Origin of the sequence: Paenibacillus sp. P22 (assembly GCF_000469945.2) — a bacterium.
Taxonomy (GTDB): domain Bacteria; phylum Bacillota; class Bacilli; order Paenibacillales; family Paenibacillaceae; genus Paenibacillus_O; species Paenibacillus_O humicus.
In genome coordinates this window covers 43186-56037 of the sequence record NZ_CBRA020000010.1, presented here as the reverse complement: position 1 = coordinate 56037, position 12852 = coordinate 43186, and the positions used below count along the sequence as shown (strand labels likewise).

The following is a 12852-nucleotide window of genomic DNA, read 5'->3' as shown; positions in this document are numbered from 1 at the left end:
CCTTGCGTCCGCCGGAGCTGCGTCCGCCCGTGCGAGGGGAGCGCGGCTCGGCATCAAAGCGCTCGGTGCCGGCTTCGAGCCCGATGCCGTACTCCGAACCTTGGATGCGCTTGATGGAAGCGCGGATTTTTTGCTCCACCGCCTCCAGGCTCGCACGGTCGCGGGCAGTCGCGAGCGTGATCGCTTTGCCGGATTCTCCGGCACGGCCTGTCCGACCGATCCGATGGATATAGGTGTCGCCGTCGGCAGGGGCGTCATAGTTGAACACGTGGGTGACGCCTTCGACGTCGAGACCGCGCGCCGCTACGTCCGTCGCGACGAGCACCTGCAGCCTTGCGGAGCGGAACCGCTTCATGACGGCTTCGCGCTTGGCCTGCGTCAGATCGCCGTGCAGCTCGTCGGCGGGAACGCCGGCTTCCTGCAGCGCTTCGGTAAGCTTCTTGGCGCGCAGCTTCGTGCGGCAGAAGACGACCGCAAGATAAGGATTCTCCGTCTCGAGCAAGCGGAGCAGGAGCGGCTGCTTGTTGCGGTCCGTCGTGATGACGACACGCTGCTCGATGGCGTCGAGCGTCACGGCCGCGCTCTTGATGCGGATATCCTGGGGCACGTCCATGTAGCGGGCAGCCAGCTGCTTGACGGCATCCGGCATGGTGGCCGAGAACAGCATCGTCTGGCGCTTGATGGAGCATTGGTCGATAATGGCCTCCACTTCGGACAGGAAGCCCATGTGGAGCATCTGGTCGGCCTCGTCGAGCACGAGCATGCGGATGGAGCTCAGCGTGACCGTCTCCCGGCGCAAATGGTCGAGCAGCCTGCCCGGAGTCGCCACGACGACATGCGGGGCGGCATTCTTGAGCTTCCGAATCTGGGATTCGACGTCTTGCCCGCCGTATGCGGCCAGTACCGTAATGCCGAGCACAGGGGCCAGCTTGGCCAGCTCGCCCGTGATCTGTATGGCAAGCTCTCGCGTCGGCGTGAGAATCAAAGCCTGCGTATATGTTTTGCCCGGATTGATCTGCTGAAGGGCAGGCAGAGCAAATGCAAGCGTTTTGCCTGTGCCGGTCTGAGCTTGTACGATAACGTCCTTTCCTTGGAGAAGGACGGGAATTGCGGTCTCCTGCACCGGAGTCGGCTCCGAGATGCCTTCCTGCGCCAGGCGTCCGGCAAGCTCGGTCCTGATGCCGAGGGCGGTGAATGATGATGACATGAATGGGGTTCCTCATTTCCTGATTGTGCGCCGGCGCCTGCCGGCTTCGCTGTATCCTTACCAGTATACCAGCAAGCGCGTGCGGATGCACACGGCATCGGGTGAATTTCCGGGGCATTCCACGCCGTTTTTTTGCCCGCCGGCTCCGGGTATGATAGTCTGTGACGGACAAAGGCATATTATGAGCCTGCAAAGGAAAGGATGATGGAGGATGAACGGAAGCAACCGTGCGTCTATCCGGCCGGGCATGACCGTAGATATCGTGCTCAAGCAAGACCAGAGAAGCGGCAAGCTGACCCGAGGCATCGTGAAGGATCTGCTGACCAAATCGCCTGCGCATCCGCATGGGATCAAGGTGCGGCTGGCCGACGGCCAAGTCGGACGGGTCAAGACGATCATTGACGGCCAGCCGGCGGCCGAAGGGAACTGAAGGTGGCCTTCGGGATCCGGAGGGAAGAGCTGCAGAGCTGGAAGACGGCCGTTGCGCGGGGAGAACTCGCTTTCTTGACCCATTATTGGATCGACGAACGGTTCCCCGGCGTGAAAACCGTGACAAAAGCCGGCTGCAGCGACATCGTCAAGCTGGAGTCATGGTGCCGCAAGCATGGGCTTGACCCTCGGTATATTCACCGCAGGGAGCGCTATCCTCATATGGATTTGTTTGGTCCTGCACAAATCCGGGTATTGCAGGCGGAAGGCTTGCAAAATCATTTGACACGTTTTGGCATCGACTCTTGAAAAAGCCCGATTCATCAGTTACACTAAAAAAGTGCGTTACTTAAGTAACTAAAATAAACCCACTTTATTGGAGGTTAAACCACATGTCTTCCGAACAATTTTTCGCAGCGGTAAAAGGTCGTCGTTCTCTTTATGCCATCAGCAAGGAAAAAGTGGTCTCCGAAGAAAAAGTGCAATCCATTATTGAAGAAGCCGTCAACCATACGCCATCGGCTTTCAATTCCCAAAGCTCCCGTGTACTGGTGCTGTTCAACGAGCAATCCGACAAGCTGTGGGATCTGACGCTGGAGACGCTTCGCGCCGTGACCGGCGGCGGCGAAGGCTTTGATCAGACCGAGCAGCGCATGGCGGGCTTCAAAGCCGGCTACGGCACGGTCTTGTTCTTCGAGGACGAGAATGTCGTGCGGGGCCTTCAAGATCAGTTCCCGACCTACCAGGACAACTTCCCGAAATGGTCCAGCCAATCGTCCGGCATGCTGCAATTCGTCGTATGGACGGCACTCGAGGCGGAAGGTCTCGGCGCTTCTCTGCAGCATTACAATCCGCTCATCGACGAGCAGGTCAAGCAGACTTGGGAGCTGCCCGAGAGCTGGAAGCTGATCGCTCAAATGCCGTTCGGCAAGCCTACGGCTCCTGCCGGGGAAAAACAGTTCGCTCCAATCGAGACTCGCGTCAAAGTCGTCAAATAAACAAAGCTGAGCTAAGGCTGGTCCGGGCTGCCCGGACCAGCCTTTTTTGCTGTCCTGGAGAGGGGCTCGTTCCGGCAACGTCTGCTGCGGAATTCGCCGGCAGGCATGCAGGAATTTCCCGGATGGGATATACTGTATTGCATAGGCGGTCATCGGAACCGCAGGTGCAAGAAAGACAGCAGGATCCTCCAGCGAAAGGAACACGGAAACGCCATGTCGATTTGGCTTTGGACGGCTGCGGCCGCGGCCGCTTTGCTGCTTCTGCTGGCGGCGGCCAGCATGTATTTCTATCGCGTCGCCATCGCGCGCACGCCCAAGACTTATCTGGAAGGCAACCCCGATCTCCCTCCGAAGGAAGCGTCCGTCTCCCAACTGGACCCATCCGAGAGGGAAGAGCAGGTATGGCTCCGAGGCCGGCACCCGGAGCGGGTCCATCTGGTTTCCGACGACGGCCTGGACCTGCAAGCCTATTGGCTTCCGAGCAAGGCTGAAAGCGGCCGTACCGCCATCCTGGCACACGGCTATTCGGGAGAGGCGGCGCAGATGGCTGTGTTTGCCCGTTACTACGCTGAAGTTCTGGGGTGGAACGTGCTCATGCCTGACGCGCGAGGGCACGGCAGGAGCGGAGGCGGCTATATCGGCTTCGGCTGGCATGAACGCAAGGATTATGTCCGCTGGATCGACTGGGCGGCCGGGAGGATCGGCTCCGGCGCGGAAATCGTCCTGCATGGGGTATCGATGGGCGGCGCCACGGTATGCATGACGAGCGGCGAGGAATTGCCTCCCCAGGTGAAGGCGATCGTGGCCGATTGCCCCTACACATCCGCGAAGGACGAGCTCGTCTATCAGCTCAAGCGGATGTACAAGCTGCCGGCGTTTCCGTTTTTGCCCCTGACGAGCCTGGTGACCAAGCTCCGGGCCGGCTATTTCTTCGGCGAGGCTTCCGCTCTTGAACAGGTCAAGAAGGCGAAGGTGCCGATGCTGTTCATCCACGGCGAGGCGGATACGTTCGTGCCGACGTGGATGGGGATGAAGCTGTACGAGGCTTGCCCGCAGCCGAAGCAGCTGCTGCTCGTGCCGGATGCGGAGCATGGGGTTGCCCGCCAAAAATCCCCGGAGCATTACGATGCCGCCGTGACGGCTTTCCTGGATCGGTGGCTGCCCGGAACGGCGGCGGGGGAAAGGCCGGCGGAGGCGCAGGCTGCAACGACATGATCGGCCGCCTGAGGCCGGGTCCAAGGGCCTCGCAGGCATGCCAAGGGGGAGCGGCTTCAGCGGATGGCTGTGCTGTCCGGACCGCAGGCTCGCCAGACAGATGCTGCATACGACAAAGAGTCCTGGGCCAAAAGCTGGCGCCAGGACTCTTTTTATTCCAAAGGCAGACGAGGCGGATTTGTTTGAGGCTGCCCGCTCTACTGGCGATGTTCAACGCATCCTATCCGGCCTCTTTTCGGGCTGCCGTCAGCCATGCGTCAAGAGGGAAAGAACTTGGGCAGGTAGCTGCGGTTCGCTTCCAGCATTTCAGCCAGCAGCTCCTTCGCGACAGCGACGGACGGAACGAGAGGATGATGAGCCATCGCCTGCAGCGCCAGGCTGCGGTCGCCGGTTACGGCTGCTTCGATCGCGAGCGCTTCGTACGTTTTGACGGCATGGATGAGCCCTTTGGCCTGCGCGGGGACGGCCGTCAGCTGGAGCGGAACGGGACCTTGGGAGGTAACGAGGCAGTTGACCTCGATGCAAGCGTCGTCCGGGAGGAAATCCAGGATGCCGTTGTTCGCCACGTTCAGCGTCTGCACGTCGCCGGTGCTGTTGTAGAGCGAGCGCATGAGGTTGACGGCAGCTTCGGAATAATAGGCGCCGCCCCGCTGCTCCAGCTGCTTCGGCTTCTCGCTCAGGTCGGGATCCTTGTACAGGTCGAACAGCTCGGCCTCTACGCGCTTCACTACCTCGGCACGGTTGCCGTTTTTGCGCAGGGATTCCTGCTGCTCGGCAAGCATGGCATCCGTCATGTAGTAGTATTTGAGATAGTAGGAAGGCAGCGAACGAAGTCCTTGGATAAAGGCGGGGTCCCATTCCCCGGCTGCGACGTTGGCGGCGGAGAAGGAATCGTCGCCGCGCAGCAGCTCCGGCAGGCGGTCGACGCCGTCGACCTCGGCGCGGCTGACCCAGTGAAGATGATTGAGGCCGACGAACTCGGCGTAGACCCGGTCCGTCGTCGTGCCGTATTTGCCGGAAAGCCACTTGAGCAGGCCGATCGGAGCGTTGCACAATCCGACGCTGCGGACCGAGGAATGCTTGTGGATGGCCTCGGTCACCATGCCGGCCGGGTTGGTGAAGTTGAGCAGCCACGCCTGCGGCGCCAGCTCTTCGATATCCCGGCAAATATCCAGCAGCACCGGAATCGTGCGCAGCGCCTTCATCATGCCTCCGGGGCCGGTCGTCTCTTGACCGATGACTCCGTATTTGAGCGGAATCGCCTCATCCTGGCCGCGCGCCTCCAGCATGCCTACCCGCATCTGCGTGCTTACGAAGTCGGCACCGGCGATGGCGAGCCGGCGGTCCGTCGTCAGATGGACTTCGATCGGAAGGCCTGACTTCTCCACCATGCGCTTGGCCAGCTCTCCAACGATGTTCAGCTTCCACAAGCCGGCTTCGATATCGACGAGCCACAGTTCTCTTACCGGCAAGGAATCGTAATAATGGATAAATCCTTCGACTAGCTCTGGCGTATAGGAAGAGCCTCCGCCGATGACGGCAACTTTTAATCCTTTGCTCATGCACGATCACTCATTTCCGTTGGATTGGGCGGCTGTCATGCCGCTTGAAGCTGGCAGGGAAGCGCCGGAAATCAGAGCTGCCCGCCTGAAGGCCGGATGTCCTCGAAATTCTGGTACCGGCCCATGGCGGCATACATCTCGCCGGTAATCTCCCGGCCGCAGGCGTCGAGCGCGCTCCATAACGCACCGATGACCGGCTCGATCTCCAGCTTCACGAGCGAAGCCAGAGGAGCGGCATCCTTCAGCATCGCCTGGATAGGGCCGCTGATCCAGCCGGCGTCGCCGCGTGTAAGCAGGCTGCCTGCGAGCACGACGTCGAACGGGATTCCGCCTAGGCCCAGCTTGGAGACGACCGCTTGGACGGACAAGGCCAGCTCCTTGCCCTGTTCGCGCAGGATGCCCAGAGCGACGTCATCCCCGCTCCCGGCGGCCTGGAACAGCAGGCGCACGGCATCCAGCGGCACGCTGCGGTTATGGTCGAGATAATCATGGAACATCTCGTCGACCGTGCCGTAACCGAGCAGTCCGAGCAGCAGCGGCGTCAGCTGCGTGGCGGCGCCTCGGCCGTCCCAGGAGCGGACGACCGCACGGAACACTTCGACGCATAAGCCGCCTCCGCCGCCCCAATCCCCGTACATGTAGCTGAAGCCGCCGCATTGGTACGTCCGGCCGTCAGGAGCGACGCCGGCGCAGTTCACTCCGGTGCCGCATATGACGGAAACCCCGTAGGGACGGCGGGTGCCTGCGCGCAGGCCGATGATCGTATCGCAGACGATCGTATACCTTTCCGTGAAGCCGAGGCTGTTCACAAGCCGATGCAGAATGCGGAAGTCCGCCTCCCGATCGGCTCCCGCCAGCCCGAAGCAGGCATGATCGACGTCTGCGGCTGAAATTCCCGCCTCGTCGAGAGCTTGCTGGAGGGAGATGGAGAGGTTGGAGCGGGCTTCCTCATAGCCGTTCTGATGATTGCCTCCGCCTGCGCTTCCTTTGCCTGCAATCCGGCCTGTATGGTCGCACACAAGCGCATACGTTTTGCTGCCTCCGGCATCGATTCCTACATAATAGCTCATGGAGTGTCTCCTTTTTCCTGATTGTCCACCATAGGGCTTGAACTTCGTCCGGTCGATTCCCGAATGACAAGCTCCGGTTGGATAACGACGCCTTCCGGCGCTGCGCCATCCTCCATTCGGGCCATAAGGGCGTGCACGGCCGCCTGGGCGATGGGAAGGACCGGCTGCCGGACCGTCGTCAGCAGGGGATGGAGCAGGGAGGCCAGGTTCTGATCGTCGAAGCCGACGACGGAAAGGTCTCGCGGCACCGAAAGCCCCGCTTCCTGCAGGGCGTTGATGATTCCGGCTGCGATGTAATCGTCCCCCGCGAATACAGCCTCCGGAAGCCGGTTCTCTTCGAGCCAGCGTCTTGCGCTGCGGTAGCCGTTCTCGATGGAGTAGTCGCCCGCCTCGATCAGGAACGGCTCCAGTCCGGCCTCCTGAAGAGCTCTCAGAAACCCGCTCTTGCGTTCCCGAGTGCTGTCGTAATGAGCAGGCCCGCTCAGATGAGCGATCTTCCGCAGCCCCAGTTCCGTTAAATGCCTGCAGGCCATATAGCCTCCGGTCTCATGGTCGACCTTGACGGTGGACGGGGCGGACTTGGCGTCCTGACTGTCGATGACGATGTATGGAATGCCGCTCTGCTCCAATTCGCGGACGATTTCGTCTTCGTCGGAAGGCGACAGGACGATGACCCCGTCCACCCGGTTCTCGCGGATGAGATAGCTGCTGCCCGGCTCGCCGGATTCCGGCGCGATCGACAGCGCCAGAAAATAGCCTTGAGCCGACAGCTCGTCATGAACGCTCTTTACGATGGCGTCGAATACGGAATCCTGGAGCGTTGAAAGGGTGAGTCCGATGACGCCCGTGCTTCCGCGCGCCAGCGTCCGGGCTGCGGCGCTTGGACGGTAGTCCAGCTCTTTCATCGCGCTGAGCACTTTCAGCCTGTTGTTCTCGCGGACGTTGCCGCTCCCGTTGAGCACTCGGGATACCGTCACGACCGACAAGCCGGAGCGCTTGGCGACATCGAATATGCTTGGTTTCATGAGCCGTGCCCCCTGAGTAGAAAGTTTCCTTGGTGCGGCAAATTCGAAAGTTATAACGCTTAAACTTTTGACGAAAAAAAAATTTTGCGGTTTGCAAAGCCGAAACGGGGTTGAACCAAAGTTAAAGCCCTTAAACTTTATTTGTTCCCATTGTATCGGCTATGAGGCTTAATGGCAATCTTTTTGTGGTCATATCGGAACAAAACGCAACAAAAGGAGGATGCGGATGGGTTTATATTTGATGATCGCAGGCATTCTGATCGCCGTATTCGGAAGCGCGTTCAGCTTCAGCATTGCCGGCGACTATATCTATATCAGCTTTTTGGCATGCCTGATAGGGGGATTGCTGCTCACTGGAATCGGAAGGATCATCGATATCATGGAAACCCGCGGCAGGCCTCCCGGTCGAGGGGAAGCCTGAACGGCACTTACGCTGCGAGAGGATCGTTGATGGCGCCGAGGAACAGCCACATCCCCGAGGTCGTGTCTTCGACGGCATAAAAGAACGGGCGGTCTGCTCGGAACGAGAAAGGATCGGAGGGAGCGCTCGAGCCGGCCATTCCGAGCGCAGTAACGGCTGCCGCTTCGGTTCCTTTTTCATTGACCTCGAGGACAGCCTGATGCTGGATGAGATTGATAAAAAGGCCGGAAGAAAGGGCGGAAGGCTCAAACATGCCGGTGAAATCCGATGTTCCGCTCGAGAAGGCGTCCTGCACGCCGAAAGTTTTCATGACCGGAATCAGATCGGCCTTATAAGATGCCTTGAACCTCGGAAGCGCGACGGATCCCGGGGAGAGAGCCAGCTCGTCCTTCCAAACCCCGTACCGCTCCAGATCGGCGACGATATCCGGAACGCCGAGCCCACTCTGCGGCACGACGACGAGCAGGTCGAGCTTGTCCTGAAGATACGGAATCCGGACCGCTTCCAGGCGTTCCGTCTTCACATGCGCATAAGAACCGGATCTCTGCATCATCGGGACCTTTTGAACATTCCCGTCCATCGTGTGGAACGGCTCCGGCTTTGTCCGGACAGGGTCGAATTCATCCTTCCAGGCCCCTTTGAAATAAACGGCGTTCATCATGATGGCGCGATCATCCGGATTCAGCGTTTGGGAGGGATCAAAGACGGATTCGATCATCCCCTCGGTATGCTTGGAGACCCATTCGTTCAAAGCCTTGACCGTTTTGGGCGAAGGCATGTCGACGGCCTGCAGGTCGGCCTCATAGCTGTTCTTGAGCGCGGCTTCATAAGGCTCAAGGAGATGCAGGCCTTTCTGATACCAGAAGGAATTCGACGCCTTGAGCTTGATGCCCTCCGCCGGAAGGCGGAGATAGGAACGAAGCTTTTTTGAGCCGGCTGCGATCTCGTCCGGATGAGAGCCGTTCCAGCCAAGCGCTTTCGCCATTTCCGCCTTGGTCCCGCCGCCGCTTCCGCTCCAAGCCATTCCGAGAGCCTCCGAGACGCTGTATGGAGAGAGGACGATGTTCTTGTCCCTGTCCGTCTTGGCCAGCTCGCGGAACAGCGACAGCCCGAAGGCATCGGCTGCCTGCACATAAGGCTCATTCAGCTTGAGAGCCGCCTCTGACCGCGCCTGCTCCTGATTCTGGATGCGGCTGGACTGCTTGCGGAACTCTTTCTCCGCTTTCGCTTCCTTGTCTTGGGCAGACATTCCGCAGCCGGCCATGAGCATGGACGTGCCGAGGAGGACAACCGCGGACATCCGGGCCTTTCGTCTGATTGGCATTATGCCGCTCCTCTCCGGGTACGATTTTATCCTTAAGACGGCAAGAGGAAGCTTGAAGTTGCAGACTTTTCCATCCCTTGGCGGATGTGGTAAAGTGGGAGGCATACAGGGCTGGCAGCAAGAAGCCGTTCAATAGCTGTTTTTTAAGCTGAGTAGGGAGGTGTTTGCCCTGATCATTCGGGAAATGGAAGAAGAGTTCGTCCTGATCCGCCAGCATGACCATGCCGCATTGTCGGCGGCGCTGGCAAGAGCGGCGTGCGACAGCTTTTTGCCGATCGGAAGGTTTTCCGCGGAGCGGCTGTATGCGATCGAGCAGCATGACCGCGGCTGGATCGAGCTGGACGAGACCCCGATCTGGAATGACGCCGCCGGTAGGCCGTTCGCATTCGAGGATTATCCTCTCCTGCCCAAGATGGCCTACTACCGGAGAGGCATACAAGAGGCGGAGACTGTATGTCCTTATGCGGGGCTTTTGATCAGCTTGTTCTACACCGCATTTTTCGAAGGGTTCGAAGGCGCGCAGGTCGATGGCTTCCGCAAGCATGAGGAGGTAAGGCAAAGGCGGATCCGCATGAATATGCGTGCGAGTGCGGAAGAGGCCGCGCTGGATATGGCGCGGCTGCAGCTGTTCGACAGCCTGTCGCTGTACGCTTGCCTCAATGATCCCGGCACGCCGAAGGATCAGGAGCATCCGTGGTACCGGGCAGGGTTCGGCGCTTCCCGCAAGCTGTTTCCGGACAGGGACATTTTGTCCGCTGGCTGGGAAGGGCCCGGCGCGGTGCGGTTCTCGGCTCCCGTGCTGAAGCGGGAGCTGACGACCTCGCTTCCGGTGAAGAGAATTCCGAGAAGATTCGCACGCGAGATCGGAATCGACGCGGCTTACAGCGGCACATCTTGGACCGTCGAAGAGATTACCTGGCTGCCGCCGGAGTGATTCGGACTCGGGGACAGCCGCCTGATGCGGCTGCGTCCGCAAGCCCAAAAGCCGCCTGGGTACAGGCGGCTGCTTGCAAATGCCAATGGACGGAACGAGCGGGCTCCGCTGAAGGAGAGGCAGGCTTCAAGCTTGTCGTAGTCGGCTCCCAAAGCAAGGAGAGCCTTCCGGCCGAGTCTCCCTTCGTGCTCAAGGAGAGCCTTCCGGCTGAGATCTCTTCTCGTAATGCTCCGCGATCTGCAGGATGATGATTTTGGCCATCATGTAGACGGGAATGGAAATCATGACGCCGACGATGCCGCTGACCGCCCCGGCGATCAGCACGACGACGATCGTGGTGAGCGGGTGGATGTCCATCGTCCGCCCGTAGACGAACGGGGAGATCAGGTTGCCTTCCAGCTGCTGGGCGATCAGGATGATGACGAGAACCCATACGGCGGACGAGAAGGAATCGGTGAAGGCGATCAGAATGCATGGCACCGCGCCGATAATGGAGCCGATATAGGGAATCATGTTCATGGAGCCGACAAAAATCGCCAGCAGCAGCGAATACGGCAGGTCTACGATCAAAAAGCCGATGTAGCAGAAAGCGCCGAGCGCAAGGCAGCAGACGACCCGCCCGATGACGAACTCGCTGAGCATCTTGTCGATGGAGTTGAAGATTTCGATGGCATCGCTGCGGTATTTGGCCGGAGAGAACCGGACGAACGACGTATAGCCTTTCCGGTCTTCCTTCAGCATATAGTAGAGGAGGACCGGCACCGTGCCGACGACGAGGAACACTGTAGTCACGATCGATACGGCACCCTGGAGATAAGTGGAAGCGTAGTTGATGAACTGCTCCAGATAGGTCGACACCTTGGTCGTCAGATCAAGCTCCTTCAGGCTGAAGCCTGCGATGCTCTGCTGCTGCAGGTAGTCGATCTGGTCCTGAACGGCGGAAGCCAAGGCGGGCAGGTTGTTCAAGAATTCCTGTGTCTGGGACTGCAGAGGCGGCCATACGAGCACAATCAGCAGAGCGAAGACGGAGAAGATCAGGATGAACAGCAGCAGCACGGCCAGCCACTTGGGCAGGTTCCACTTGTGGAGCTGGGTGACGAGCGGCCTGAACAGGTAATAGAAGAAGAAGGACACGACAAACGGCAGCAGGAGCATGTTGAATGCAAGCAGCACCGGACGATAGACGAAGTCCAGCTTGGACATCAGGTACAAGATGAGCAGCACGAGAATGATGCTGATGCAGATTTGATAAAAACGTCCGATTTTCACCCGGCAGACCCCCATTAACGGTTGAAGCTTTTACCACAGTTGTACCCTGACGGCGCATGCTCTAATCCATGCAAAAAAAGGCGGTGCGGAAGAAACCTTCCTGCCGCTGCGCCGTATGTAGATTCAACGGCAGAAAAAACTCGGTTCAGAGCTTCTTACTAGCTAACTATGCTGATGCCGATTCCATTCAGAACCGACCCAAGGAGGAAAACAAACCATGTCCCTGTTCAAACGACTTCGCGACCTGACGCTCTCCAATGTGTACTCCCTGATTGAAAAAGCCGAGGATCCGGTGAAAATGACCGATCAATACATCCGTGACATGGCCGACGATCTGGAGGATGCCGAGAAGGCGGTCGCCGCCCAGATCGCGCTTGAAAAAAGATTCAAAAAGCAGTATGAAGAGCAGGAAGCGCTCGTGCAGAAGCGCAACGAGCAGGCCCATCTCGCCGCCCAGAACGGCAATGTCGATCTGGCCCGCCGCGCTCTGGAAGAGAAGAAATCCGCGGAAGCTAAGCGCGACGAATTCAAGACCGCTTACGACAGCAACAAGGCTTCCGCCGACAACCTGCGCGAGAAGCTCGGCCAGATGCAGAAGCAGCTGGCCGACCTCAAGAGCAAGCGCGAGACGCTCGTAGCCCGCGCCAATGCGGCCAAAGCCCAAGTGGACATCAACCGTACGATGAACGGCTTCGGCAACGATACGGCAATGGCCGGACTGAAGCGGATGGAGGAGAAGGTGCTCCAGATGGAGTCGCAAGCCGAGGCGAGCAACGTGCTGAACGACAAGGGCAAGTCGCTCGACGAGGAATTCGAGGCTCTGGGCAAGGACAAGGCCGTTGAGGATGAGCTGGCCGCCCTGTTGAAGCAATACGAAAAATAAGCTGTAAGGGGAGGCCGTGCCGCATGGCGCGGCCGCCCCTTATCTAATGAACGGGGGAACTTCTGATGACGCTTGAATCCGCTGTCCGGCTTTTGACCGGAACTTTCGCCTGGACGGCTGCCGGAGCTCTGCTTCTGGCCTTGCTGATGGCCGTCGATTCGCTGACGACCCGCTATAAGGATCTTGCGGAGATGCGCAAGGGGAATGTAGCGGTGACGACTCGGTTTATCATGAAATTATTTGCACAAGGATACATACTCGCCCAAGCGGTGCGCACCTCTTACAGCTTGTCCGAGGCGTTGATCGTGTCGGTCGTCTCCTTTGTCATCCTGCTGATCATCGAGCTTGTCGTTCGCCGGCTGCTGGACCGCTTTGGAGGCTTCCATCTCGACGAGGGTACGAAGGACGGCAAAATCGCCCATGCGCTGCTGGCTGGATCGCTGCATCTCACCGGGGCGCTGATTGTCGCTTCTACGCTGTAACGCACAAGGACGGAACTTATAGACAGGGGGAAC

The 12852-nt window shown here is 59.3% G+C and carries 14 protein-coding genes; 8 read left to right on the top strand and 6 right to left on the bottom strand.

Annotated elements, in window-relative coordinates; genetic code table 11:
• The coding region (locus BN871_RS03625; protein WP_048744583.1) for a DEAD/DEAH box helicase at window positions 1-1207 on the bottom strand (1207 nt) is incomplete at its 3' end.
• A 211-nt stretch (window positions 1208-1418) separates the two neighbouring features.
• On the opposite strand from BN871_RS03625, the gene BN871_RS03620 reads away from it, so the two are divergent.
• From BN871_RS03620 to BN871_RS03605, 4 genes are all read left to right on the top strand, one after another.
• Window positions 1419-1637, top strand: a complete 219-nt coding sequence (locus BN871_RS03620; protein ID WP_021877845.1) for a YwbE family protein — start codon at window positions 1419-1421, stop codon at window positions 1635-1637.
• Between the two features lie 2 nt (window positions 1638-1639).
• Complete coding sequence (locus tag BN871_RS03615; protein ID WP_048744581.1) at window positions 1640-1945, top strand: hypothetical protein; 306 nt, start codon at window positions 1640-1642, stop codon at window positions 1943-1945.
• A gap of 83 nt (window positions 1946-2028) precedes the next feature.
• Window positions 2029-2634: a nitroreductase family protein gene (locus BN871_RS03610; protein WP_048744579.1), complete on the top strand. Its 606-nt coding sequence runs from the start codon at window positions 2029-2031 to the stop codon at window positions 2632-2634.
• Between the two features lie 213 nt (window positions 2635-2847).
• Entirely contained in the window at window positions 2848-3849 is a 1002-nt protein-coding gene (locus tag BN871_RS03605; protein WP_048744576.1) for an alpha/beta hydrolase, read from the top strand.
• A 257-nt stretch (window positions 3850-4106) separates the two neighbouring features.
• Here BN871_RS03605 and BN871_RS03600 read toward each other — a convergent pair whose 3' ends face one another.
• From BN871_RS03600 to BN871_RS03590, 3 genes are all read right to left on the bottom strand, one after another.
• Window positions 4107-5411, bottom strand: coding sequence for a 6-phospho-beta-glucosidase (locus BN871_RS03600; RefSeq protein ID WP_021877841.1), 1305 nt, complete (start codon window positions 5409-5411; stop codon window positions 4107-4109).
• A 71-nt stretch (window positions 5412-5482) separates the two neighbouring features.
• The gene (locus tag BN871_RS03595) at window positions 5483-6481 is read right to left on the bottom strand and encodes an N-acetylglucosamine kinase (RefSeq protein WP_048744574.1); all 999 of its coding nucleotides are present in this window, start codon (window positions 6479-6481) and stop codon (window positions 5483-5485) included.
• Window positions 6478-7506, bottom strand: a complete 1029-nt coding sequence (locus BN871_RS03590; protein WP_048744573.1) for a LacI family DNA-binding transcriptional regulator — start codon at window positions 7504-7506, stop codon at window positions 6478-6480. The genes BN871_RS03595 and BN871_RS03590 overlap by 4 nt, the downstream gene beginning before the upstream one ends.
• Window positions 7507-7732: 226 nt before the next feature.
• On the opposite strand from BN871_RS03590, the gene BN871_RS03585 reads away from it, so the two are divergent.
• A complete protein-coding gene (locus tag BN871_RS03585; protein ID WP_021877838.1) occupies window positions 7733-7927 on the top strand; it encodes a hypothetical protein in 195 nt (64 codons plus the stop codon).
• 7 nt (window positions 7928-7934) lie between these two features.
• On the opposite strand, the gene BN871_RS03580 is transcribed toward BN871_RS03585, so the two are convergent.
• Window positions 7935-9251 (bottom strand): serpin family protein, encoded by a 1317-nt coding sequence (locus tag BN871_RS03580; protein WP_198158001.1) that lies wholly within the window; start codon window positions 9249-9251, stop codon window positions 7935-7937.
• A gap of 160 nt (window positions 9252-9411) precedes the next feature.
• Between BN871_RS03580 and BN871_RS03575 the strand changes: the two genes are divergently transcribed.
• The gene (locus BN871_RS03575; protein WP_157060190.1) at window positions 9412-10185 is read left to right on the top strand and encodes a DUF3891 family protein; all 774 of its coding nucleotides are present in this window, start codon (window positions 9412-9414) and stop codon (window positions 10183-10185) included.
• Between the two features lie 189 nt (window positions 10186-10374).
• Here BN871_RS03575 and BN871_RS03570 read toward each other — a convergent pair whose 3' ends face one another.
• The gene (locus BN871_RS03570) at window positions 10375-11454 is read right to left on the bottom strand and encodes an AI-2E family transporter (RefSeq protein WP_048744567.1); all 1080 of its coding nucleotides are present in this window, start codon (window positions 11452-11454) and stop codon (window positions 10375-10377) included.
• Between the two features lie 217 nt (window positions 11455-11671).
• On the opposite strand from BN871_RS03570, the gene BN871_RS03565 reads away from it, so the two are divergent.
• Together BN871_RS03565 and BN871_RS03560 are read left to right on the top strand one after the other, a co-directional pair.
• Complete coding sequence (locus tag BN871_RS03565; RefSeq protein WP_048744565.1) at window positions 11672-12337, top strand: PspA/IM30 family protein; 666 nt, start codon at window positions 11672-11674, stop codon at window positions 12335-12337.
• A 65-nt stretch (window positions 12338-12402) separates the two neighbouring features.
• Window positions 12403-12819, top strand: coding sequence for a DUF350 domain-containing protein (locus BN871_RS03560; protein WP_048744563.1), 417 nt, complete (start codon window positions 12403-12405; stop codon window positions 12817-12819).
• Window positions 12820-12852 lie beyond the last annotated feature (33 nt).